This is a genomic window from Novosphingobium sp. NFX11, assembly GCF_057376415.1.
Genome location: NZ_CP080384.1, coordinates 2,608,115 through 2,631,488 on the forward strand (window position 1 = coordinate 2,608,115; position 23,374 = coordinate 2,631,488).

General features: G+C 59.0%; 26 protein-coding genes and 4 pseudogenes. 6 read left to right on the forward strand and 24 right to left on the reverse strand.

What is annotated here, in order from left to right; all coding sequences use genetic code 11:
• Nucleotides 1-44 precede the first annotated feature (44 nt).
• From KZO24_RS13370 to KZO24_RS13405, 8 genes and pseudogenes are all read right to left on the reverse strand, one after another.
• On the reverse strand, nt 45-1,148 hold the full coding sequence (locus KZO24_RS13370; protein ID WP_486486372.1) for a DUF1972 domain-containing protein: 1,104 nt from the start codon (nt 1,146-1,148) through the stop codon (nt 45-47).
• A gap of 67 nt (nt 1,149-1,215) precedes the next feature.
• The gene (gene rfbB, locus KZO24_RS13375) at nt 1,216-2,283 is read right to left on the reverse strand and encodes a dTDP-glucose 4,6-dehydratase (protein WP_486486373.1); all 1,068 of its coding nucleotides are present in this window, start codon (nt 2,281-2,283) and stop codon (nt 1,216-1,218) included.
• Nucleotides 2,276-3,132 (reverse strand): annotated as a pseudogene (gene rfbD / locus KZO24_RS13380) (dTDP-4-dehydrorhamnose reductase). The gene rfbB and the pseudogene rfbD overlap by 8 nt, the downstream one beginning before the upstream one ends.
• Nucleotides 3,129-3,674 carry a dTDP-4-dehydrorhamnose 3,5-epimerase gene (gene rfbC, locus KZO24_RS13385; RefSeq protein ID WP_486486374.1) on the reverse strand — a complete coding sequence of 182 codons (546 nt, stop codon included), beginning with the start codon at nt 3,672-3,674 and terminating at the stop codon, nt 3,129-3,131. The pseudogene rfbD and the gene rfbC overlap by 4 nt, the downstream one beginning before the upstream one ends.
• Nucleotides 3,671-4,569 (reverse strand): annotated as a pseudogene (gene rfbA, locus KZO24_RS13390) (glucose-1-phosphate thymidylyltransferase RfbA). The gene rfbC and the pseudogene rfbA overlap by 4 nt, the downstream one beginning before the upstream one ends.
• A gap of 646 nt (nt 4,570-5,215) precedes the next feature.
• Nucleotides 5,216-6,295: an IS630 family transposase gene (locus tag KZO24_RS13395; protein WP_486486375.1), complete on the reverse strand. Its 1,080-nt coding sequence runs from the start codon at nt 6,293-6,295 to the stop codon at nt 5,216-5,218.
• A gap of 69 nt (nt 6,296-6,364) precedes the next feature.
• Entirely contained in the window at nt 6,365-6,655 is a 291-nt protein-coding gene (locus KZO24_RS13400; protein WP_486486376.1) for a transposase, read from the reverse strand.
• 88 nt (nt 6,656-6,743) lie between these two features.
• Complete coding sequence (locus tag KZO24_RS13405) at nt 6,744-7,046, reverse strand: transposase (protein WP_486486377.1); 303 nt, start codon at nt 7,044-7,046, stop codon at nt 6,744-6,746.
• Between the two features lie 33 nt (nt 7,047-7,079).
• On the opposite strand from KZO24_RS13405, the gene KZO24_RS13410 reads away from it, so the two are divergent.
• A complete protein-coding gene (locus KZO24_RS13410) occupies nt 7,080-7,238 on the forward strand; it encodes a hypothetical protein (RefSeq protein WP_486486378.1) in 159 nt (52 codons plus the stop codon).
• A 64-nt stretch (nt 7,239-7,302) separates the two neighbouring features.
• Nucleotides 7,303-7,437: a hypothetical protein gene (locus tag KZO24_RS13415; protein WP_486486379.1), complete on the forward strand. Its 135-nt coding sequence runs from the start codon at nt 7,303-7,305 to the stop codon at nt 7,435-7,437.
• Between the two features lie 17 nt (nt 7,438-7,454).
• On the opposite strand, the gene KZO24_RS13420 is transcribed toward KZO24_RS13415, so the two are convergent.
• From KZO24_RS13420 to KZO24_RS13430, 3 genes are all read right to left on the reverse strand, one after another.
• On the reverse strand, nt 7,455-8,333 hold the full coding sequence (locus KZO24_RS13420; protein WP_486487175.1) for an acyltransferase family protein: 879 nt from the start codon (nt 8,331-8,333) through the stop codon (nt 7,455-7,457).
• A gap of 222 nt (nt 8,334-8,555) precedes the next feature.
• Complete coding sequence (locus tag KZO24_RS13425; protein WP_486486380.1) at nt 8,556-9,317, reverse strand: SGNH/GDSL hydrolase family protein; 762 nt, start codon at nt 9,315-9,317, stop codon at nt 8,556-8,558.
• A gap of 20 nt (nt 9,318-9,337) precedes the next feature.
• Nucleotides 9,338-9,607: a hypothetical protein gene (locus KZO24_RS13430; protein WP_486486381.1), complete on the reverse strand. Its 270-nt coding sequence runs from the start codon at nt 9,605-9,607 to the stop codon at nt 9,338-9,340.
• 207 nt (nt 9,608-9,814) lie between these two features.
• Between KZO24_RS13430 and KZO24_RS13435 the strand changes: the two are divergent.
• Nucleotides 9,815-10,576, forward strand: a pseudogene (locus KZO24_RS13435) (IS110 family RNA-guided transposase); the annotation flags it as partial.
• A 160-nt stretch (nt 10,577-10,736) separates the two neighbouring features.
• On the opposite strand, the gene KZO24_RS13440 reads toward KZO24_RS13435, so the two are convergent.
• Both KZO24_RS13440 and KZO24_RS13445 read right to left on the reverse strand, forming a co-directional pair.
• On the reverse strand, nt 10,737-10,883 hold the full coding sequence (locus tag KZO24_RS13440; RefSeq protein ID WP_486486382.1) for a hypothetical protein: 147 nt from the start codon (nt 10,881-10,883) through the stop codon (nt 10,737-10,739).
• The gene (locus KZO24_RS13445) at nt 10,880-11,332 is read right to left on the reverse strand and encodes an IS4/Tn5 family transposase DNA-binding protein (protein WP_486486383.1); all 453 of its coding nucleotides are present in this window, start codon (nt 11,330-11,332) and stop codon (nt 10,880-10,882) included. The genes KZO24_RS13440 and KZO24_RS13445 overlap by 4 nt, the downstream gene beginning before the upstream one ends.
• A gap of 118 nt (nt 11,333-11,450) precedes the next feature.
• On the opposite strand from KZO24_RS13445, the gene KZO24_RS13450 reads away from it, so the two are divergent.
• Nucleotides 11,451-11,720, forward strand: coding sequence for a DUF6429 family protein (locus tag KZO24_RS13450; protein WP_486486384.1), 270 nt, complete (start codon nt 11,451-11,453; stop codon nt 11,718-11,720).
• Between the two features lie 4 nt (nt 11,721-11,724).
• Here KZO24_RS13450 and tnpC read toward each other — a convergent pair whose 3' ends face one another.
• The 10 genes and pseudogenes from tnpC to KZO24_RS13500 all read right to left on the reverse strand — a co-directional run bounded on the left by tnpC (nt 11,725) and on the right by KZO24_RS13500 (nt 21,684).
• On the reverse strand, nt 11,725-13,425 hold the full coding sequence (tnpC, locus tag KZO24_RS13455) for an IS66 family transposase (RefSeq protein ID WP_486486385.1): 1,701 nt from the start codon (nt 13,423-13,425) through the stop codon (nt 11,725-11,727).
• 120 nt (nt 13,426-13,545) lie between these two features.
• A complete protein-coding gene (tnpB, locus tag KZO24_RS13460) occupies nt 13,546-13,812 on the reverse strand; it encodes an IS66 family insertion sequence element accessory protein TnpB (RefSeq protein ID WP_486486386.1) in 267 nt (88 codons plus the stop codon).
• Nucleotides 13,813-13,964: 152 nt separating this feature from the next.
• On the reverse strand, nt 13,965-15,299 hold the full coding sequence (locus KZO24_RS13465) for an IS5 family transposase (RefSeq protein ID WP_486486113.1): 1,335 nt from the start codon (nt 15,297-15,299) through the stop codon (nt 13,965-13,967).
• Nucleotides 15,300-15,509: 210 nt separating this feature from the next.
• Nucleotides 15,510-15,881, reverse strand: coding sequence for an IS66-like element accessory protein TnpA (gene tnpA, locus KZO24_RS13470; RefSeq protein ID WP_486486387.1), 372 nt, complete (start codon nt 15,879-15,881; stop codon nt 15,510-15,512).
• A gap of 217 nt (nt 15,882-16,098) precedes the next feature.
• Nucleotides 16,099-16,420: pseudogene (locus KZO24_RS13475) on the reverse strand (transposase); the annotation flags it as partial.
• A 117-nt stretch (nt 16,421-16,537) separates the two neighbouring features.
• The gene (locus KZO24_RS13480; RefSeq protein WP_486486388.1) at nt 16,538-17,668 is read right to left on the reverse strand and encodes a hypothetical protein; all 1,131 of its coding nucleotides are present in this window, start codon (nt 17,666-17,668) and stop codon (nt 16,538-16,540) included.
• A 27-nt stretch (nt 17,669-17,695) separates the two neighbouring features.
• Nucleotides 17,696-19,882 (reverse strand): GumC family protein, encoded by a 2,187-nt coding sequence (locus KZO24_RS13485; RefSeq protein ID WP_486486389.1) that lies wholly within the window; start codon nt 19,880-19,882, stop codon nt 17,696-17,698.
• An 80-nt stretch (nt 19,883-19,962) separates the two neighbouring features.
• Nucleotides 19,963-20,901: an O-antigen ligase family protein gene (locus KZO24_RS13490; RefSeq protein WP_486486390.1), complete on the reverse strand. Its 939-nt coding sequence runs from the start codon at nt 20,899-20,901 to the stop codon at nt 19,963-19,965.
• Between the two features lie 5 nt (nt 20,902-20,906).
• Entirely contained in the window at nt 20,907-21,326 is a 420-nt protein-coding gene (locus KZO24_RS13495) for a hypothetical protein (protein ID WP_486486391.1), read from the reverse strand.
• A gap of 97 nt (nt 21,327-21,423) precedes the next feature.
• A complete protein-coding gene (locus tag KZO24_RS13500; protein ID WP_486486392.1) occupies nt 21,424-21,684 on the reverse strand; it encodes a hypothetical protein in 261 nt (86 codons plus the stop codon).
• A 203-nt stretch (nt 21,685-21,887) separates the two neighbouring features.
• Between KZO24_RS13500 and KZO24_RS13505 the strand changes: the two genes are divergently transcribed.
• Nucleotides 21,888-22,094 (forward strand): hypothetical protein, encoded by a 207-nt coding sequence (locus KZO24_RS13505; protein WP_486486393.1) that lies wholly within the window; start codon nt 21,888-21,890, stop codon nt 22,092-22,094.
• A 32-nt stretch (nt 22,095-22,126) separates the two neighbouring features.
• A protein-coding gene (locus KZO24_RS13510) for an IS5 family transposase (protein ID WP_486486394.1) occupies nt 22,127-22,961 on the forward strand; the annotation gives its coding sequence in 2 pieces (ribosomal slippage) (nt 22,127-22,882 and nt 22,884-22,961; 834 coding nt in all).
• Nucleotides 22,962-23,156: 195 nt separating this feature from the next.
• Here the strand turns inward: KZO24_RS13510 and KZO24_RS13515 are convergent.
• Entirely contained in the window at nt 23,157-23,333 is a 177-nt protein-coding gene (locus KZO24_RS13515; RefSeq protein WP_486486395.1) for a hypothetical protein, read from the reverse strand.
• Nucleotides 23,334-23,374: the final 41 nt, after the last annotated feature.

Below are 23,374 nucleotides of genomic sequence, written 5' to 3' on the forward strand. Positions count from 1 at the left end.
GGCGAAGCAGTCCACCTTGGCAGACGGTCGCAGACGCCAGCCGGTCAATCGACTGCATTCTGTATCAGACGTTCGTACTGATTCAGTACAGCGTCCCACGTGAACTCCTCGGACCAGCGCCGCATGGCATTGTCGCGCAAAGATGCTTTCAAGGCCGCGCTTTCAGCCAAGGTCTCCATGCGTTGTTCGCATTCGTCCTCATTCCGGAAATAGAGGCCCGCATCTCCTGCAACCCACCTGTTGAACGGGTTATCGTGAGCGATGACGGCATTCCCCGCACCAAGCGCTTCGACCAACGAGGGATTTGTGCCGCCGACCTGGTGCCCATGCACATAAGCATGACTGAACAGCCGCAATGCGTGCAAGTCGGGCTTGGCATAGACCGCGCCGGGGAACACCACCTCGTCGCTTGCAGCCGCGAGAACCGACTGCTGGTAGGCATGACCCTGACTGTACTTGCCAAGAACCACCAGTTTCATCTGACGTCGTTTGCGCGAGAAGGCGCTCACAATTTCCAGGATAGAGTTTTCCGGTTCCGGCCGTGCAATGACGGTGAGAAAGCGATCGCGCTCTACCCCGTAGCGGGACAGCAGCCGCTCATCGGCCGTCTCGATCTTCTCGCTGCCATAGGGAATCATCGTAATCTTGTATGCGGGCGTGTGCTCGGCGTGATGCGCCGCTATCTGCGGATGATCCGCGATCAGAACGTTACCAGACGCTGCCGCCAGCCTTTCATTGATCCACAAGTATATCTTCTGGGCAGTGGAATATTTGGCACGCTTCCACTCGATCCCGTCCATGTTGATCAGGTTCAGACGGCCCCTCAACCTGGCATATACGGAAAGAAAACCCGTATTGTAGCCCAGGGTCAGAAGCACGCCCTTTTCACGAACCGCCGCGATCGTGGATTTCACGTCGAACTCGATCGTGCCGATTGCACCCTTCGATGCCACGGGGATATGGAAGCGGCGGCACCCTTCCCAGGTGTCTTCGTACAGCTTTCCGGTATCGCTGCCTTGGCAATAGACGGTGACTCCCCACCCGGCCTTGACCATCCATGGCACAAGCCGTTCGGCGAAACTCTCGAAGCCGCCATGGGCGGCCGGCACGCCTCGAATTCCTAGAATGATCAGATGCTTTTCAGCCAAGGTACACCGTATTCCAAACATCGAGGAAAAAAGTGGTCGGCGGCAAGCGCTGGCCGACCACTCGTCATCAGCGCGTGATCGCTGCTCGTTCTAGTAGAGGTTTCCACCAGTCCTCACGAGAAAGGAACCAGGACAGCGTCTCGGCGAAGCCCTGCGGGAAATCCCGAGCCGGGGCGTAATCGAGTTCCGCGCGCGCCTTGGTCTCGTCGATGGCATATCGACGGTCATGGCCCATGCGATCGGTAACGAAAGTCTTGAGTTCCGAACTAGAACGCCCCTTGGCTGCCGGCGCATCCGGGAACCGAGCGGCGAGCGAAGGATCGGCGGCGAAAGCGCTGTCTACCGCCCGGCAAATCTCCTCGATCACCGTCAGGTTCGGCAGTTCCTGACCACCCCCGATATTGTAGACCTCACCGGGCTTGCCCTTGCGCAGGCAGGCCTCGATGCCACGGCAATGGTCCTCAACGTGCAGCCAGTCACGCACATTCATCCCATCGCCATAGATCGGTAAAGCCTTGCCGTTCAGGGCGTTAAGCGTGAACAGCGGGATCAGCTTTTCGGGGAACTGAAAAGGTCCGTAATTATTCGAGCAGTTGCTGGTGGTCGTCTCGAGACCGTACGTGTGATGGTATGCACGCACCAGATGGTCGCTGGCTGCCTTGGAGGCAGAGTAGGGAGAGTTCGGCGCATACGGCGTGGTCTCGCTGAATGCGGGATCGCTGGGACCTAGCGAACCATATACCTCATCGGTGGAAACATGGTGGAAGCGATGCGGCTTGCCGTCGCCATCCAGCCACGCCTTCTTGGCGGCCTTGAGCAGGCTGTGAGTGCCGATCACGTTCGTGGTCACGAATGCGTCGGGCCCGGTAATCGAGCGATCGACATGACTTTCCGCCGCGAAATGCACGATCGTGTCTATATCGTGATCAGCGATGAGCGATTCCAGCAGAGCGGTATCGCAAATGTCGCCCTCTACTAGGACAACATCTTCAAGCCCGTCGAGGTTTTGCTTGTTACCTGCATAAGTCAGCAAATCCAGGACGACGATCTTGTCCTCCGGTGCAACCTTGCTGCGGTAATGGACGAAGTTGGCGCCGATAAAGCCCGCGCCGCCGGTGACAATCAGATTAGCCATAGGTCTTGATCTCAGCAATCATCTTACGAAGGTTAACGCGCCAGTGGGGGTAGGACCGCCTAGAACCGAGTAGGTCGATGTCTTGTCGAGCACCGAATAGTGCGGCCGTTTGGCAGGCGTGGGGTAATCGGAGGCGTTGATCGGGATTACCGGCACCGACTTGTCCAGCAGGCCGGCAGCGAGAGCTTCATCCTGGATCGCCACTGCAAAATCGTACCAGCTGCAGACTCCTGCATCCGTGTAATGATGAAGGCCCGTAACGTCCTTGCGCGCCATCTCCCATAAAGCGGCAGCGAGGCCCGGCGCATATGTCGGAGTGCCGATCTGATCGGCAACGACGCGCACTTCAGAACGCTCGACCATGAGCCGCAGCATGGTGCGGACGAAATTACCACCGCTGGGCGCGTATACCCAGGCCGTGCGTACGATCAGCGCATCTTCCCCAGCGAGTTTCTCACCGGCGAGCTTCGTTCGGCCATAGCTCCCCAGCGGCGCCGTAGCGGCGTTGGGCCGATATGGCACTCCTGCCAGGCCGTCGAACACGAAATCCGTTGAAACATGAACGAAACGTGCGCCCACGCTTCGGGCCGCCGCGGAAAGGTATCCCACGGCCGTGGCATTCACCGCCAGAGCGACGTCTTCTTCGCTCTCGGCCTTGTCCACAGCAGTATATGCCGCCGCGTTGAATATTACGTCCGGCTGCACCAGTTGTGCCACCGCGAGCACGGCCTCAGGGTCGGTAATATCAAGCGTATCAATATCATGACTGACAAGCTGCGCGGTAGACGGAGCCATGGTCGCCAGACCCTTGCCGAGTTGTCCATGACCGCCCACGATCAGAGCCTTCATGCGAGGGGTTCCACTTCGCTCAACGGCTTGCCGACCTTGTCCTTTGCCGAAAGCTGAGGCTCAATACACTCCAACGGCCATTCAATAGCGACATTAGCGTCGTTCCACATCAACGAGTGCTCGTTGGCCGGATCATAGAAAGCCGTGCACTTGTAAAGGAAGTCGGTCCCGTCCTCCAAACTGACAAAACCGTGCGCAGATCCAGGCGGAACCCAGAACATACGCTTGTTCTCGGCCGATAGTTCGACGCCGGCCCATTTGCCGTAAGTCTCCGAACCCGCCCGTAAATCGACCGCGACGTCCCAAGCCCGGCCGGCAGTGACGCGGACCAACTTGCCCTGAGGATTTGGCTGCTGATAATGGAGCCCACGCAGAACCCCTCGAGCAGATCTGCTGTGGTTATCCTGTACGAAATCGAGATCCAGGCCGATGTCGGCAAAGATTTTGCGATTCCAGCTCTCCATGAAAAACCCGCGATCGTCACCGAAGACGCGGGGCTCAATGATAACCAGCCCCCTGATCTCTGTGGGAATGACGTTCATGCTGCACTCCCGTTGACGAGAGCATCGCGATTCCGAAGTAAATTGAGCAGATAGGCTCCATAGCCGCTTTTGACCAGCGGCGCGGCGATCTCCTCAAGGCGGGCATCATCAATGAAGCGCTGCCGCCAGGCGATCTCCTCTGGGCAAGCAACCTTGAGCCCCTGGCGCTCTTCGATGATGCGAACATAGTTTGCCGCGTCCAGAAGAGAAGCATGGGTCCCGGTATCGAGCCACGCGTAACCGCGCCCCATGATCTCGACCGACAACTGGCCACTTTCCAGATAAAGGCGGTTGAGGTCAGTGATTTCAAGCTCGCCGCGCGGGCTGGGTTTCAAGTCGCGGGCCAGTTCAACTGCATGACCGTCATAGAAATACAGTCCGGTCACAGCGTAGTTCGATTTGGGCCGCTCTGGCTTTTCCTCGATTGTCTCCGCCCTCCCTTCGGCATCGAACGAAACGACACCGTAAGCCTTTGGATCGCTCACGTAGTAGCCAAACACGGTCGACCCGCTATCGCGCGAATCGGCATTCTTGAGCAGATCAGGCAAACCATGACCGTAGAAGATGTTGTCTCCCAGAATCAGTGCGGAAGGATTGTCACCCACAAAGTCCGCACCGATGTGGTAGGCCTGAGCAAGGCCCGCTGGCTCTGGCTGAACAGCATACTGCAATTCCACGCCGAAATTGCTGCCATCACCGAGAACACTCTTGAACGCGGCCTGATCGTGCGGCGTCGTGACAATAAGTATTTCACGGATGCCAGCCAGCATGAGAACCGACAATGGATAATAAATCATCGGTTTGTCGTAAACCGGCATCAACTGCTTGGAGACCCCCGGGTAAGAGGATAGAGGCGGGTTCCCGAACCACCCGCAAGAATTATACCTTTTCTCACCTTAAATGCCCTCGCTTCAGCAGCAAAACCAAGACCCAGATCAACCTAGAAATCGACAACATTCGTGGGCGGCTCGCCAATATCTTGCTCGACCATGCATTCACTAAACCAGCGATCACACTATAGAAGAATTCCAGCTGAAAACGATACCTTCATCGTTCGGAAGCCTCCACAACAGCCATCTATTCGAGCCATCCCGTACAACGTTGAAAAATGGAACGGACCGTCAAACGGTGTTTGTACCCCACATCGCCCAAGATCAACCGCTTCATGCTGCAATCGCACAATGTGATGCGAAATTGCGAAATGCTGCAGCAAACCGCAATCAGCTTTGCGCGATATCGAAAGATGCGCTGCGACGCGCAGCAGCTAACTCACCTTGCGATGCGACAAGCACAGCCCGACCAATGCCCACATTTTCGGTGTAGAATCCAAAACCGACAGGAGCCATTCTCCTTTGCAGGGGCGATCCAATGCTGGCACCCATCAGATGAAACCGATGCGAACAGTTCGTTAACGAATATGATTCAAGCCGAGGACCGCACAGCTAGTTGCCTTCACAAATCATCCACTGATAAAACTAGGAAAGACAATAACGGATATCTGCCGCAGTGCAACATCTCAGTGCTCACCGATTAGCACGTGCCTAGTGAATTGATTCCAACACTTGGTGCCCGCGCCGTACAGCGGCTATAATTTCGTTCGGATCGGCCTTCCAGATGAAAGGTCGGGGGTCCTCGTTATGCTCCTTGATAAAGCGGTTGATGGCAGCCTGCAGATCTACGACCGAATGAAAGACGCCGTTTTTCAGCCGCCGCCGTGTGAGCTTGGCGAAGAAGCCCTCGACGGCATTGAGCCATGAGCACGACGTCGGGACGAAGTGGAAGGTCCAACGCGGATGTCTGGCTAACCAGGCGCGGACCTTGGGCTGCTTGCGGGTCGCATAATTGTCGAGGATGACGTGGATCGCCTTGTCAGCGGGCATCTGGGCTTCGATCGTGTTCAGGAACCGGATGAACTCCTGATGCCGGTGTCGTTGGATGTTGCGGCCGATCACGGAGCCATCCAGGACATTGAGCGCGGCGAACAGGGTCGTGGTCCCGTTGCGCTTGTAGTCGTGCGTCATGGTTGCGCCGCGACCGCGCTTCAGCGGCAAGCCCGGTTGGGTCCGGTCGAGCGCCTGGATCTGGCTCTTTTCATCGACTGACAGCACGATCGCGTGCGCAGGCGGTGAGACGTAAAGCCCGACGACATCGTGAAGCTTCTCGGCAAAAGCCTTGTCGTTCGACAGCTTGAAGCTGCGCCAACGATGGGGCGCCAGACCGTGGTCGTGCCAGATTTTCACGACCGATGACGCCGCGATACCAACGGCTTTAGCCATCGCGCGCACTGTCCAATGGGTAGCCTCGTGGCCGGGCGTCTCCAGCGTCAGCTTCACGACCTTGTCAACCAAAGCAGCGTCGAGAGGCGCAATCCCCGGTGGGCGGGTCTTGTCGCGCAGTAACCCATCCACGCCTTCGGCCATGAACCTTTCCTGCCAGCGCCATACGCACGTCTTGGATTTGCCCGTCGCCATCATGATCGCCTGAGTGCCCAGGCCGCGAGCCGTCAGGAGAATAATGCGCGCCCGCCAAACATGCTTCTGCGGCGAACCCCGCGCCGCAACAATCGCCTCAAGCCGCTTCGTGTCCGGTGCAGTGACCTCGATCTCGATACCCGTTCGCATGCCGCATCGTCGCACGGCACCGACGGTATGGGAATCCCTCAAGCGGACTCTTTCGTTCCGATCAATCCACTAGAGGCCGTTGTAAACCAGCGGAGACGGCAGCACCTTCTTCATCATGATGCGGGCGAAGGCGACGACGTGCAGTCCAGCGAGCGTCTGGGCGCATCGTTCATAGTCTTTGACGAGACGACGGAAGCAGTTTGCGCATGCGAGTGATCGCTCGACAACCCAGCGGTCAACGGCGCGCCTAGTTCGCGCTCTTCGTCGTCCGCGACAATCGTCGCAACGCCGCCCCGTCAAAATCTTCCCGCAAGCCGATCGCTGAACCCATGGTGCCACACTCCAAAGTCGCAGCCCCATTGATTCAGATTTTCACCGCCTTGGGAATCCTCCGTGAGTCAGACAATGCGCAGGTTGGTATAAGTTGGCGGTTCGGGATGCGCGGCGATTAGCCGTATTCGAGATCGGTTTTTCCCTTCATCGGTGGTCGGACGCGTCGCTTTTGCGGCGGTGGATTGAACGCGGCGCCGTTGCACACGTTTTCGGGCACGAGCGCCGCGCGCTCGCCGCTCTCGGGCGTGGAACGCAGCGTCCGGCCGTCGATGATTGCGGCGCTGGGCTCGGCGGTGCGACCTGCCGCCATACGCAGCACGGCACGCAGATCATCCACCAACGTCTCAAAGCATCCCGCCGCCAGCCAGCGCTGCGTTTGCTGATACGCCGCAGCCCAGGGCGGCAAATCGTTCGGCATCCAGCGCCATGGCGCACCCTTGAGCAGCGCAACGTGCTGCTGCTGCAGGACAAGCTGGCACGGATCGACGGCCAGGACACAGCCTTTTCTGCCCAGATCGACCAGTTGGAGGAAAGCAATGCGGAAGTTCGTGAACTCATGTCTCGTCGTCTGCCTGATGGCCTGCGCGGCCCGCTCGAACAGCAGAAGTGAGATCGCCTCTGCGCCGCCGCCCGTTTACGAGGGCATCCTGGCAGGGCTGATAGAACCCTGCGCAGTGCAGGATGTGTCGCAGGAGACGGTTGCCTCGATCATCGAGAGCCGCGACATCTACATCAAAGCGTTCAATCGCTGGGCGGCGAAGGCTGATGCGATCCGCGCGCATGATGCGGAAGCTCGCGCGAGCAATTGACCGCTGCCCGCGCGAGGTCACGCCACAGTGGGTGCGGCAGTACTGGGATCGATCTTGGGCGAACGATCTGTCTTCTGGTGAGCGAACTTGAGAATGGGCTTCTCCACGAAGAACCATGACAGGGCCGCGACGATGGGAGCCGACACAAGCACGCAGGCTATCGCGATCGGTGCGCCGGTCATACCCAGCATGACCATTACGTTGATCATCATGCCGTGATAGATGTAGATTCCGTAGGAGATGTCCGTCTCTCTGCCCAGCAGTCGCTCTGACAGGTTGGGCAAGGTGTAGGCGGCCGAGATGACCGTGAACGCCAGGAGCAGTCGCCCTACGATGTTCGCCAGCGGGTGGTGCAGCGGGTCGCCCGGAACGATCAGGTAGAAGGCTGCATAGGCGGCGATCCAGTACAATGCGCGGTTGCGAAGGAGGCGGGTCTTGTGAAGGCCCCATTCGCGAATGACCACACCCGCCATGAACATGTAGAAATGCGGAACGAATGAATATCGCACCAGCTTCTGCAGTCCTGTCTCGATCTGCCCAAGCGGCGGGAGCCAGGTTACGTAGAGTATTGCAGCAATAATGGTGAAGCCGATGAAGATGCCGGTCGCCGCCCGGCGAACGCCGAGAACCTTGGCCACCGCGTATACCCCGATCACGGCGACGTAAAACTGTAGCTCAACCGGGATCGTCCAGAGCGACGTGTTATAGGCTCCGATGCCGAACCCAAAAAGAAAAGCGGGCGTATAGATCAGGCCCGCCATTTGCGTGAGGATCCAGATAGAGCCCTGGGCCAACGGCACGTGGGTGCCGAAGGCCATGGCGATCAAAAGAGTGGCGAATATGCAGGACCATAGGCCTGGAAGGATGCGCGCACCGCGCCGAATCGCATAGTCCAGTGCGGTCGGCGATCGCTTCCAAGATCTCGAAGATGAGAAAGCCGCTGATCACGAAGAAGATCGGCACACCCTGTATGGGCGCGAGGAACTTGAGGGCGGCGGGCATAGGGACGCGCAGGTAGGCAAATGAATGATCGATCATCACCTGCGAGGCCGCTATCAGGCGCAGCAGGTCGAAGTTGTTTACACGGGAGGTGCTTCCGCCGTCAACAGACATCGTCGTTATCCTTGACTGACCGGCGCCAAGCGCTGGAGAATTGCTCGGGTCAAGAACAGGTCACCCTGTTCATTCGGGTGAATCCAATCAGGGTGGTAATTCCTACACACTGCAGGCTTGAAGTTGCACGACAGCGCGTTCTCGACAGTTATAAAAGAGTAGCCATCGAAGCGGGCATGTCGCGCGATAATCGCGTTGGCGGTCCTGCGCTTGGCATCGAATTCCTTGAAGTCGGCGCCTCGCGGCAATATGCCGAACACGAGGATGCGAGCCTTCGGCCAGGTCTCTTTAAGTTGCCGCGCCACTTGTCTGACACCATGAGCGGTAACCTCGCCTGAAACGGACCAGAAGTCGTTGGTGCCAGCGATCAGCACAACCGCTTTCGGTTGGAATCGCTTGAGGTCGTATCGAGTGAGCCGCCAAGCGATATTGTAAGTCCGGTCTGAGGGCACGCCGAGATTAAGTACGCGATACGGTGCAAGCTGACTGTCCGGTAGTGCTGCTGCAATAGAATCGCCGACCACAACGATGTCAACACCGCCACTTCCCGACACCAAGCCCGCTACTTTCTCATGCTTCGAAAGCCGGTCGGCGGGTTCAGGCACGGGTCGCCAGTCTTGAGGCCGATCAACGGAAAGCTCTGCAGAGACTGACGGATTTGCAATCGAAAGAAACGCGACAGAAAGTACAATCTTCAGTCGAGACGGAAGACAATTCACGACGCGAAAATTCCTTCTGAGGTTTGCCGCAGAAAGCTGCGGATTCACGGGAGGCCCTCAAGCTACAATCACTTCATTAATTTTTCTAGGATTTTCTCTGTGACATGCAACGCCATGGCGGGAGACGAGCTGAAGATGCTCACCCGGCGGCCCTGCGAAAGCTCCACTACAATCACCGGCTGCCCGGAAATCGGCGTGGTGGCCTTGTCCTCCAACACAACAGCTTCGACGAAACCATGGCCTTCCTGTGCAGCGGCAGCCACCAGGCACAGTTTGCGCCGCCAATTATAGATCAAGGCAGTGGAGACGTCGTGCTCCCGAGCAACCTGGGCGCGCACGCACCCGGGGCAAAAGCCTCTTCCAGAATGCGCCGCCGCTCCTCAGTACTCCAGCGACGGCGGCATTCAGGCCCGCCGAAAACCGTGATCCGCCCCACAAACACCGTAAGACCGTATGTCCGCTGCGCGAGAGGGCGGCCCTGCGCTTACACTGTGTTGGCGAGGGCAGCGCAGGTGCTGAGCCTTCGCTATCGCGGAGATGGTGTCATGGATGAGCTACGAGAGGCGTTCGTCGGCATTGACGTTGCAAAGCTACGCAACGCCGTGGCCGTTGCCGACGGCGGACGCATGGGCGAAGTAAGGTATCTGGGCGAGTTCGACGCTGACGAGGCGAGCATGCGACGCCTGGTGAAGCGGCTTGCCGCGAAGCACGAAAGCGTGATCTTTTGCTATGAGGCAGGGCCGACGGGATACGGGCTTCATCGGCTGATCCAGTCGATGGGCTTCGAGTGCACGGTCGTCGCGTCTTCGCTCATTCCAAGGCGCCCAGGCGATCAGGTGAAGACCAACCGGCGCGATGCGATCGGACTGGCTCGGCTGCTCCGCGCAGGAGAACTCACCGCAGTATGGGTGCCGGACGAAGGTCATGAGGCTATGCGCGATCTGGTTCGCGGCCGCTCGGCAGCTGTCGAGACGCAGCGCGTCCATCGCCAGCACATCACGTCGTTCATGCTCAAGCATGGCAGGATCTTCCCACGGAAGAAGACGTGGTCGATGCGATATCTGCGATGGCTGCAGGAACAGCGGTTCGACCATCCGGCGCACCAGATCGCCCTTCAGGAGATGGTCGATGCACTGCGGCTGGCCAGCGAGCGGATCAAACGCATCGAAGCGGCGATCGAAGAGTTCCTGCCAAGCTGGTCTCTCGAACCCCTCGTGCGCAGCCTACAGGCCCTGCGTGGTGTCGATCTGATCGTCGCCGTCACTTTCGCTGCGGAGGTCGGCGACGTGACGCGCTTCGAGAATCCTAGTGGGCAAGGTCTGACAGAAGAGTCCTGAAGTGGATTCCCGAAGTTTGCCGGTTGTGCGATGAGGGTGGATGCGCAGCGGTATCTCAATCAGCCTTTCCCCATGCGACCGAGACCGGCTCGATCGGATCATCAAGGACCGCAACTCGGCGCAGAAGCATTCATGGCGCGCCGAGATCGTGGTCCTGACGAGCGAGGGTGTCGGCACCAACGAGATCATGCGGCGGCACGCGGGTCTGGTTGACCTTGCGTTTGAGCGCCAGCAGCCCTTTGAATTGTGCACGGCTCCAGAAGCGGGCAGCCGTCAAGCCGAGGGAAGCCCTTCAAGCGTGATGGCCAGACTGGCATGCATCATCACGCCGCACAGCTTGTGCTGACGCCAGCGGCCTTCCTTGTCGCGCCCGCTGTTCACATGCTTGGTGTAGCCGATGCTATCTGGTGCTGATCGCTGGTAGACGAATTCTGTGGTGTCCTGCAGCACCAGCAGGGTGCCATCGCAGCTGGCTGCACGACGCGCTGTCGCTTGGAAATGGCCAGCCAGAATGTGCTCTTCGGTGACCGAGCTGTTCGACAAGAAGCGGTACGCCGCTTTGGTGTTTGCCCAGTCTTCGCACGCCAACGGCAGCGGCTGACCTGTTGCGCTGTCCAAGCAGCACATCAGTTTGCGCAGCCGATTACCAAGCCGAGCATCGCCGAACCCGGTGTTGTCTATTTCTCCGTCGATCCAGGTCTCACCTTCATCTCCGTCGTTCGCCATGGCACGCACCCCGCAGGTTCCGTGCCTGAGCAGGAATCACAGTACGCATCCGATAGCAGACGCAGTGGAGCTGAGGGTCAAGATGTGAGATTATCGGCAGCGCCGCGAGGAGCTGCCTATGGAAGAGCGGGATATAGACACCGACCGGATTGATGAGGCGGTCCTGGCTCTGATGTTTTTGACGCTGCACGACCTGGATCGGATGTCAGGGACCTGTCGAGCCTGGAAGTCCTTTGATTGGGGCGCACTGGGACGCTTGTACGAGCAAGGATTGATCCACAATCCCGTGGGCAAGGCGAAGTCGGTAGTGTTGACCTCAGCCGGCCGTGAGCGCTGCGAGCAGCTATTTCAGGGACTGTTCTGCGCAAGCCGCAAGCCCTCAGTCTAACAGTTCAGGCGGCGAGTTCCTCGGCGGCCTGCTGCTGAGCGGCCTTCCAGTTCCACGGCAGGAGTTCGTGAAGGCGGTTCTGGGGGATGTCGGCGATCCGGGCGAGGACGTCGGTGAACCAGGCCAGCGGATCGACGTCGTTGAGCCGAGCTGTGCCGAACAGGCTGAACATCATCGCCGCACGCTGGCCGCCACGGTCTGAGCCCACGAACAGCCATGCTTTCCTTCCTCGAGCAACGCTGCGCAGTTGGCGCTCCGCGGAGTTGTTTGAGAGGCAGATCCGGCCATCGGCGAGGAATGTGGTGAAGCCCGCCCAGTCGTTCTGAAGGTAGGCGATGGCCTTGGCCACGGCATCGTGACGAGAGAGCTTGCTGCGCGTTTCGTGCATCCAGGCCTCCAGTTCGGCAACGATCGGAGCGGACAGCTCCTGGCGAACGGCCAGGCGCTCGGCGGCAGGCTTGCCGTTGATGCCGCGCTCGATGGCAAAGAGCCGATCGATGATCTCCAGCGCCTCGGTTGCCAGCGGCGAGATGAGCGGCGCAGTGCCTTTTTTCTTGCGCTTGAGCTGCTGTCTGAGGTCGACGAGCTTGAAGAATTCCCGGCGTGCATGAACCCAGCAATTTGCGCGCGTCATGGGCTTATCGGCCCAGCCTTCCTCGAACAGGGCATTGAAGCCGGCATACCTGTCGACCTGAAGAATACCGGTATAGCCGGCCAGGTGGGCGCGAGGATGCTCGCCCCTGCGATCACTGGAGTAGTAGCACAGCGCCACCGGCGGCGCCGGCCCGCCGAACGGGCGATCGTCGCGCACATAGTCCCATATCCGCGCTACGCTGGTCTTCAGCTTGGCCAGCAGTGGAACGGTGGTGTCGTCTGCATGCAGGCGGTCAGCGGCAAGCCCGTGCGCCTCCAGCAGCAGGAACAGGGGTTTCACCGCCACGCAGATCGCGCCGATCTGATCCGCGAGCGTCGAGAGGCTCAAGGGGATGCCTTCGGCCTCGAGCCGATCACGCTGGCTGTTGAGGGGCTGGTGCAGGCCGTACTTCTGGAAGGCCAGGTTCGCCAGGAAGTGCGGCCCGAACATCCCGCGCGGGGTCACATGGAAGGGCGCTGGTGGCTGGCTGATCTTCTCGCACTTACGGCACGAGACCTTCTCCCGGACCGTCTGGATCACCTTGTGGCGGGCCGGTATTCTCTCGAGCGTTTCGGTGATCACCGGGGGAAGATGGCTTAGTTCGCCCGAGCCGCAGCACGGACAAAGCTCTGGCGCCGGGATGACGACCTTCTCGCGCGGCACGTCGGCCGGGAAGTCGCGGCGGGTGGACCGCTTGCGGGTGAACGCTGCGACCGCGGTGGTCTTGTCGGCCGCAATTTGGCCGAGCAGTTCGGCCTCGCTGGCATTGGCCTCGAGTTCCTCGAAGGTCAGTTCGAGCTGACCCAGCAGGCGCCGGCTGCGCTCGGAGCTCGCGCCGTATTTGTCGCGGCGCATTGTCTCGTTCATCAGCTCGAGGTGGGCGTTGCGGGCCAGCAGATCAGCGTTGATTGCCCAGACTTTGGCAACCCGTGCTTCGGCCTCGAGCAATCTGGCCTGGGCCTGTTCCTGAACGATGGCGACCTCAGCCTCGGCCTTATCGGCCCGTTCCTGAACGACCGCAAACTGAGCGCGAAGCTGGATGAGATCGTCGGACGGATCGCTTGCAGGCATGCTTTTTTATAGCACGAACCTGCCGCAAACCCCAGGATTTAAGCCAGTTTTCCCGCGTATTTTGTCTCACCAATGCGCCCGGACAGGCGGGATTTCTCGCACCTTGATTGACGCGGTGGATCAGCCGACCTGGGTCGGGCGCCAGGTCTCCTGGGGGTTACGCCAGTCTATACCCTCGAGCAGGCAGGCCATCGCCGATGCCGAGATGGCCACCGTTCCGTCCTTTGCGGCGGGCCAGACAAAACGTCCTTTTTCCAGACGTTTTGCGTATAACGACATCCCAAGGCCGTCATGCCACAAAATTTTGCAAAGCGACCCGCTGCGGCCCCGGAAGACATACAGGTCGCCGGCATGGACGTCCTTGTTCAGCGACTGCTGAACCTGCAAGGCCAGCGACCTCATTCCCCGGCGCATGTCTGTATGCCCCAGCGCGAGCCAGACCTTACCTCGTCGGCCGTGAACAATGCGATGTTCGTTTCGGCGACGGGTAGATTGCGTCCGATGTGCCGTGAGGGGTTTATCGAACTGGTACGCTGCTTTCAGGCAGCGCCCATTTCGGGCAGGACTGGGGATAGCCAGGCGGCGATGAGGGCGCGCAAAAGCGCAGTCAGCCATGCGACGAGCAACCTGAGATTGTGCCCCGCGGCGACCAGGATGGCGTTGATGGCATCGCCGGTGGCACCGGCGAGGTGATTGCGCTCGAGCAGGCCATCGGACTTGGTGTGACCGATGATCGGTTCGATGGCATTTCGTCGCCTGAGCTCGCGCTTGATCGTGGGTGAGGTGATCCCGCGGGTGTGGGCGATATAGACCCTGGCCTGCCCGCCATGCTTGTGCCCCTTGTAGCCGCGATCGACATAAGCCCGCTCAACGGTGACGCCGGTCAGGCGCTCGACTTGCTCGATCTGCCCGGACAGGGTGTGGCCATCATAGGGGTTGCCGGGCAACGCCTGCATGCCGACGATGAACTGGCCGCCGGCGGTGCGGGCGTTTGTCACCGCGATCGAGGTCTTTACCCCGAACTCGTAGCGGGTCCGCGCCTTGCCCTTGGCGATGCATTCCACCTCGGGCGCGTGCAGGGCATAAAGCTTGTCTGTGCTGCCAGCCTTCTGGGTGAGGATCTTCGCCACCCGCTCGCGGACGACGGCAAAGGCGGCCTCGAGTTCCTCATTTCCGGCGATCTTGCGGCCGATGTCGCGGTCGAGCCGGCCCAGCCAGGTGCGAAGTTTGCGCACCCAACGCATCGCCTGCTTGTGACCGCGCCCGTGGATCAGCCGGGAGACATCGCGCCGAGCCTGGCGGCCCACCCGCAGGAATGACTGGCGCAGCTTGATACCGTGCTTGCGGGCAATCCGGTTCAGCCACTCGATGCCGCGTAGCAGCAGGTGGCTGTCGGTGGGATGGGCAATCGCCTTGGTCTGTACAGTCGTGTCCACCGTCACCCGCTCGCAGGCCTGCGGCGGCATTGCCCTGGTTTCCATCGCCACGCGCAGCGTCTCGGCGAGCAGAAGTTCCAGCTTGTCGGCCCCGATCCGGTTCCGCCAGCGCGTCATCGACGAACGATCCAGTGGCAGCTTGTGGCGGAAGTACTGCTCGCCGCAAAAGAATTGGTGGTACGGGTTCTCGACCCAGTGGGCGCAGACGGCTTCGTCCGACAGGCCCTCCATGTGCTTGAGCAGGTGCAGGCCTGCCATTAGCCGCGTCGACAGCCCAGGGCGGCCTTTCTCATGGTAGAACCGTCCATAGGCCGCATCGAACCGTGACCAGTCGATCAGCCCCGCCAATTTCACCAGCGCGTGTTCCATGTCGACCATGTTGTCGAGCTGACTGCGGAACAACTCGTCACTGCGCGGCGCGGGCTTCTTCGGAGGCATCGGCAAAACCTCTTCGTGTCGTCCAACTCAGTGAATCACGACCCGACTTGCGAGGAAAGCCCCTACGTGCACAGGCGCACGTAATCGCAAGCTTTTCGCCCGATTTCCCCAAAACCTTGCAAATTCGATTACTTCATATCCACCAAAACCCACGCCTCCCTGCGGGCTTCAGCGCTTTTCACAGACGACTACCTCCGCTCGGGACCGGGATCATCGGATCAGCGCCTTCAGAACAGCCGCGGCCATGCCGGGCGGCGCCGATGCGTAGATGTTCACGCGCCGCCCACCAGGCAGATCCACCACAACAGCCGGCGGCGAAGGTGCCTGCTTGCTGCCTCCGTCATCAAGCACGACTGCTTCGACGAAGCCGACCTGCGCCGCAGTTGAAGAGCCCCCCACGCCAGACGCTTGGCACGCTTTGCGGCGCCAGGTGTAAATCAGCGCCGTCGATACATCATGCTGGCGAGCTACACGCGCCACGCAGGCGCCAGGAGAAAAGGCCTCGGATAGAATCTTCGCCCGCTCGTCCTCATGCCAGCGCCGCCGACGCTCAGGCCCGCCGAAAACCGTGATCTGACCCACAAAAACCGCTCCTGCGACCGCGCTCAAGAGCGACCTTAAGAGCGGTCTGTCACGTCCCGGGCAAGGCGACGCTCAACGGATGCGTACGAGATCACAGCCGAGTCAGGGGGTTCAAACGTAATGCGCTCACGGGAATCACGCGTGCGACCACTTGTGGGTAATTGAAAGCCTCGCCGGATGGATACCCTTCGCCTGACGCTTCACCGGTAAGGTGTGCGTGCGTTCGGTCAATCATCGCTTTGCGCTCGGCAACAGTCCTGCCTTGCCGAGCGCGCCTTCCAAAAATCATTCGCCAACGTCAGCTCGCCTATCTTGGCATGCAGCGTCTTCACGTCGACGGCGGGCTCGTCCGAGGACTTCTCCGACCCGAATACGCCGGCCGCTCCGTCGAGCAACTGCGTGCGCCACGTCGTGATCTGGTTAGGATGCAAGTCATAGTCCTGCGCCAGCTCTGCCAGCGTCTTCTCGCCCTTGATCGCGGCAAGTGCTACCTTCGCCTTGAATGCCGGGCTGTGGTTGCGCCGGGGTCGTCTGCTCATTCTCTGCTCCTGTCTCGCAGCCTTCCTGGCTGCTCTCAGGCAGAAAATCCAATTATATCAGTGTGCAGATTCTCCAAGCCACCTCTGTTTGACGGATTCAAACATATTCACTGTACCTCAATCAATCTTCAGTCCGCCGATCTCACCCGACCCTGGCCGTGCCGCGATCACCAAATTCTGACTTATACAACCGTTCTGAGGAATGGAGAACGTACTTCCGTCCATCAAAAGATCGACGCCGGACACCAAAGCGCGATGGCCATCGGCTGCCCGACACCAGACCCGCAACGCTGCCCCACCATCGACAATGTCGCCACCACGGACCAGTCGAACCACATGCGGCCCCGCGCGCAAACTGGCGACCCGCTCAGCTATATCCATGCGGATTGCCTCTGTGTTTTCGAAGCGCAATACCGTAGCGCCTTGCCGCTCAATGAATTCCGTATCGATTCCGGCATCTTCCTTGAGCACCCAGTCAAAGGGTCCAGGAAAGCTGCCCGGCTCGGAGAACGCGAAATCAGATGCCGCCGTGACCTTGCCATCGGGCGCACATACAGTCTGCCACAGCCTTTCAGCAGCGACAAGTTGCCCGGCGCCGACCATTTGCCTTGTCTTCACCGAAATGCCGCCACACTCGAACTCATCGCCGCGGGCGTGCATTGCCAGTGCGATCTGCCCAAGCGCATCCGGAGAGAGGCTCCCGCTGCCCCAATGCAGGAATGCGGTGACCCAATTCTTTTCGTGAGGTCTCAGGCCTGCTACAAATTCAGCCCGAACCTTGGGCTCCTCCAGCGCTCCGGAAAGTTGCCGGAACCACGCGCTCCTCTCGCCCAGCCGCCACAGGGCCAGGAGACGATCAGCCACGACCTTCCAATCGCCTTGATCAATTGCAGATACTATTACGATCTGTTGCGTGAATCGGTCGCGCCAGCCTCGCTCTGCAGCAGCCCGAATGGCAGGAACTGCCATTTCAACAGCATTTGTGGCAATCAAACCATGGGCATAAAGCGACAGGTGCTCCGCAGGGAGCGGTCGCTTCCCCACCAACTCGCGAGCATAACTGAGGCCTTGTTCACTGCGCCCGTCAGCATAAGCTGAATTCGAAAGCGTTTGGAGAGCATCGCTCCGAAACGCCTTTGGAACCCAAGCAACCACTGCCAGGCTTTTTCTGGCCTCACGATCAACCTCGACGCCGAACGCAGCGACGCCGAGGCCCACGAACATGACAAACCAGGCTAGAGCGCCCATCTGTCGCGCTAGCGACATCTGCCTACCTCAGCTCTCTTTCGACCCATAGCTATAATAACTGTACGCATAATATTCGTACTCGCTGTCACCTGCCTTCGGATTAAACCGATTGAGCGCGACACCAAGAAGTCTCGCCTTGACCAAAGCCAAGCGCCGCAATCCCGACTTCACCGCTCCGCGATGGAAACCGGACGCATCGATCACGAAGAGCACGCCATCAGCCTGGTTGGCAATAATCACGGCGTCGGAAAGCCCCAGCAGCGGTGGACAATCGAGTACGATGAAATCGTAAATCTTCCGCGCCTGTTCCAAAAACACGGGGAATCCGTCACCGGCCAGGATCAACGCAGGGTCAGGCGGCATCGGCAAAGCCGAAAGATAATGGAGCGTCGGAATATCGTCGGAGACCTGCACCGCTTCTTCGAAGGTCTTTTGCCCGGTCAGAACGTCCGTCAAACCCGAACCGCCCTTGCCCTTCATCAGATGATGAAGCGTCGGGCGCCGAAGGTCGGTATCCACCAGCAGCACCGACTTTCCAAGCGACGCGACGTCCTGAGCAACCGTCCGCGCACTGGTAGACTTGCCTTCGCCCTCACGCGAGCTGGTGATTGCAAGGACTTGCGGCAAGCCGGTCGCCGTCGAGTAACGCAGATTTGCAACGAGTGAACGATAGGCTTCCGCAACGCCCGAACGACGATCAGAAATCTTATCGTCCAGTTTGGCATCCTTCATCATCGGAATAAGGCCGAGCAAAGGCAAGCCGAGCTTGCGTTCGACATCTTCCGGCGTGCGGATCGTGTCGTCGAACACTTCCTGGAGCAACACGGCGGCAACTGCGACGATTACGCCCAAGATCAATGCAATGAGGACGTTGAGAACCAGCTTCGGAGAGTCTGGTGTACGCGAAACTTCGGCACGATCAACAAGCGTAACGTTGTTCGAGGCGGCGCCGGCGGTAGCGCTAATCTGATTGTAGCGCGACAGCAGCGATTCATAAAGCGTGCGATTGGTATCTGCCACACGCTTGAGAACGGAATACTGCACACCCCGATCCTGCTCGTTGAGCGCTTCACTTCGCAGTGCCTCAACGCGCGCACTCAGGGACTTCTCCCGCTCCTGCGCCGCATGGAAGTCGATCTGGGCGGACTTCTTGATGGAAGTTGCAATCGTGGCGATGCGGCGGTCCAGCTCGGCAATTTCCGCCTGCTTGGACTTGACCGTTGCATATCCCGGCAAGTGGCGAGAAGATTCCTCGGCAAGCTGGCCTTCTGCGGTGACCCTCGCGCTCAGCAATTGCTGAATCGCGGGGTTGGAATTTACCTCAGGAACGGAAAGGGCCGGCTGGTTCGAGAGCGTTTCCCAACGATCCTGCGCAGCAATTCGATCAGCAGTTGCCTTCGAGGCAGCATCAGCCAACTGGATGAGCGTGTTGTTCGTCACTGAAAGTGCCGATTCCTGCCGGCCAGTTTCACCCTGACTGGTGACGCGGATCAGTCCAGCTGCCCGCGCATACTGGTTGAGGTCACGCTCTGACTGAGTCAGCTTTGCGCGTGCATCCGACAACTGATCCTGCAAGAACTTCCTTGCATAGGCAGAACTCTGATACTTCTGGTTCAGATTGTATTCGATATACCCTTCGGCGTAGATGTTCGCCAGCTTCGCCGAAAGCTCCGGGTCACGAGTGGTGATCGCAATCGTAACGATGCGACTGTCTAACGGAAGCGTAACTGTGAGGCTGTTGGAAACGAGGTCGATGGCTTCGTCTTCCCGAAGCGCCTCGATCTTCTGACCAGGAATTTTCGTCTCCGTGGGCATCGTGCTACCCATGGCTTTGAAAAAAGCTTCACTGCGATCATAGCGACCACTCTGCACAACCTTGCGAGCGAGCGAACGGCTCTCGATGATGCCCAACTGGGTCTGCAGGAACCGATCGGTATCCCAGCCTGCGCTCATCTTCTGCAGTTCACCACCTTCGATGATCTGGTCGGCCTGATCCGCGATCAACACCTGTGCAGAAGACTTGTATTTCGGAGTTATCAGCAGCGTAACAATAACGCCCAGTAAAACAACGCCTGCGACGGTAGCTGCAATCAGCAGAATATTTCGACGAACAACCTGGAATAAGGCCTTGAAGACCGCTGCCAGGTCGGGACCTTGACCGGCACCATCACCATAGTCGCCAGCAGGTTCCTGTTCCAATACTACGTTCTGCAAGTGATTCCCCGCCATATTAGTTACACGTGGATTTCAGTGATCGCTCGAAGCCATCGTTAACTCTTCAAGCTCATTTTCTGCTAAGAGTTGCCCCGACTCCGTTTTCGCTTTTCCTCGCGCCCGGGCCGCCGGATCAGGAGCGCCAACATGAGCCCTGCGACGCATAGCAAGGTTTGACTCCGCAAGGGATAGTCTAAAATCGACTGCATAGCGATTGATACGAAAGCGGCACCCGCCGCTATGGCGGCACGGCTTGTCGCAGCGAGCCTGGCAAAGCTGATCAGCAGGGCAACGAGCCAGCCACCAAGAAGCAGGACGCCGACGACACCGGACTCCAAGGCTACCTCCAGATACTCGTCATGGGCGCGCCCCGCTCGGCCTGGCCCTATATTCTCGAGAGATTCATCGATCTGGAAGACTTCATCGAAAGTGCCGATGCCGCTTCCTACCGGCCAGTATCGACCGATCGCCCCATAGGTATCACGCCAGATCGCCGGTCTCGCGTCCTGGAGGTCATCGAAGCGGGAAAGGCTGTCCCTCACTCTGTCGCTGCCCGAAAGAATCAGAAAACCGACACCGGCGGCCAAGACTGCGGCTACAATCGCTAGAACGGTCGCACCTCTGGAAATCGAAAATCGAGCACGCATCTGGAAGATACTGAAAAGGAATTGAACCCCAGGCACAACCAGCAGAAACATCGCCGACCGCGACCGGCTCAGAAAAACTCCCACCACCAGAAGCACAGCGACCGCGATACTCGACACGAGTGGCAGCCAGCCGAAAGAACGACGAGTCATGAGGGCAATCAGCACGCACAAGACAAGATCGAGGAACAGCCCGGTTGAATTATGGTTTGCGAAAGTGCCCTGCAAATCAGGCGATGCCCGTGTCTGCTCGAAAAACATCAGATGCATGTTTCCCAAGGCCAATTGCTGCGCTCCGAGGATCACGACCAAGACACCGCAGACCACGAGAAACAGAGCCAGCTTGTGCCATGCCTCCTCATCGGCCTCCCACATCAGAATCACCATCGCAAATGGCGGCAGCAGCGAAAAAAGGCGATCAACGTGCGCTGCGGATTCACGGACAAGGGCGCCCACTGATGGTCAAGACCCAAGAGCCGCATGGAATCCACAGCAAGTTCGCGGCCGGGCAAGCTTCCCCAAAGCTGCGGCGGTAACGGGACGAGCTGCAACAGCGGCAGCAACAACGTCGCCCCCGCCAGAACAGCAGCCCATACGGGAGCGCGCTGAAAGAACCCGAGACATGCATTTTTATTCAAAGACAGGATCGCTATCCCGATTAATTGCACCGCAAGATTGAACAGCCCCGCCCCGGCCCCGCCTCCACCAAAAACAACGGAAACCAGCAACAGCCCACAGGCTTGCCAGACTTTATGCGTAGCGGTGAATGATCGGCTGAACCGACGAGCATCATACGTCATTCAGCGGGGACTCGTCGCGGTCATGAACATTACTTCGCAAAGCAAAAGCCCGCCCCCGGTTTGACCCGAAGACGGGATGGTTTCAATAGACGTCAGATTAAGCGCCGCTCAACTTATTACCATCAACAACCTGATAAAGGCCAAACCCAGCTGCGGCGAAGGCAATGAGAGCGAAAGTGAGCACTCCTCCCTCGGCTTTATGCCGAACCGGAAGATCAATTGACCACCTCTCGGAAAACCGTAAACGATTGACAACCTTGCCTGCCGAAACTGGCAAATCAGCACCGACCTGTGCAGCGACAGGCGCACCAAACAGTGCTGCAGCCACAATCGACAGCATGATGCTCTTGAAAGCCATACGGCTCCATAGCCTCCTTGAACCAGCGTTATGGAATTAAACAGCTACTGGCTTATATCGCACTGCACAATGAAACGCAAAACCAATTACGCCATTCGCCTGAGCCGCGCCTTGGTTGCGACGAATTTCGCACCTTTGGCAACAGCCGCAGAGCAGACGCTCTAGCCAATCGCTTTGCGTGAACAAATGTCAAGGATCACCAAGTGGGGTACAAGCTTAACAATGCTGCACAGGATTTGCGCACAGATCATGCAGCATCCCTAGCTTTAACGCTCGATTTCATAGAGGCTTATTCTGCCGAAGACAATCCAGCGGTCGCCCAACTCCGGAACATGAGCGAAGCTTCGCAGGTTGCGGCCGTCGCTAAGAGCCTGCCCCAAAAGTTGTTGAGCAATACCAGTATGTTGTGATTCAGTCCGTCCTGCGAGAGATGGAGTGATCAATGACATGGACTGGTATTGCCCGGCAGGAGCATAGCCGGAAAGGATTGCGCTATTCCAGCGATATGACGGACCGGGAGTGGGAATTGGCGGCACCGTTCATCCCGCCAGCCAAGCGCAGAGGTCGTCGTCGGACGACAGATATGCGCGAAGTAGTGAATGCCTTGCTTTACATAGCAGCCAGCGGCTGCGCTTGGCGGCTTCTGCCCAAATGCTTTCCGCCGGTCTCGACTGTGCAGCGCTATTTCTACGCTTGGCGCAACACCGGTTTGCTCGAAGCCATGAACACGATGCTGGTGTTGAACCTGCGCGAGATCGAAGGGCGCGAAGCCTCGCCGAGCGCCGGTGTGATCGACAGCCAGTCAGTTAAAACCACCGAAAGCGGCGGCCCTTGCGGGTATGACGCGGGCAAGAAGATCAAGGGCCGCAAGCGGCATATCCTGACCGACACCTGCGGCTTTCTCATCTTTATCCTCGTCCACACCGCCGACATCCAGGACCGCGACGGTGCCGTCGATGTCCTAAAGGCCGTGCGGAAACGCTTCCCGTGGCTGCGGCATGTTTTTGCCGATGGGGGCTATGCCGGCAACAAGCTCCGTACTGCCCTTGCCGGATCAGGGGCTTGGACGATCGAGATCATAAAGCGTTCGGACAAGGCGAAGGGCTTCCAGGTTCTCCCGCGGCGGTGGGTCGTCGAACGCACCTTCGCATGGCTTGGCCGATGCCGCCGCCTCGCCAAGGATTGGGAAACTACCATCGAGATCCTCCACGGCATGGATAACGATAGCCTCCATCCGCATGCTCACCCGCAGAACTGCAAGGTATTGCTACGCTTGAGAAACTTCTGAGTCAGGCACTAAGGCCGGCCCGACGCAAAGCGCGGGCATCAAAGCCGGCGATGACCTTCTGGCCCAACTTGAATGGTGTTTTTGGAAAATGCGTTTTTATTCAATGACATGTATGTGACGACGCGTAACCGGGGCAAATTCCCGGGCGGTAAGGCTATACAAAGTGGCAGCAGCGTGATTCACGCTATGGGTGGCACAAGGCGATGACATCAGCGCTGGAATGCCGGATTTGGATCTGCGCCGTGTTGTAGCGGCGCTGGTCGATCGCGGTGACCGACTCGAGGAAAAGGTCGAACACCTCACTGCCGAGAATGCGGCTTTGAAGGACGAGAACCAGGCGCTTAAGGACGAGATAGCTCACCTCAAGGGGCACCCGCCCCGACCAAAGTTCAACAAGGCGAA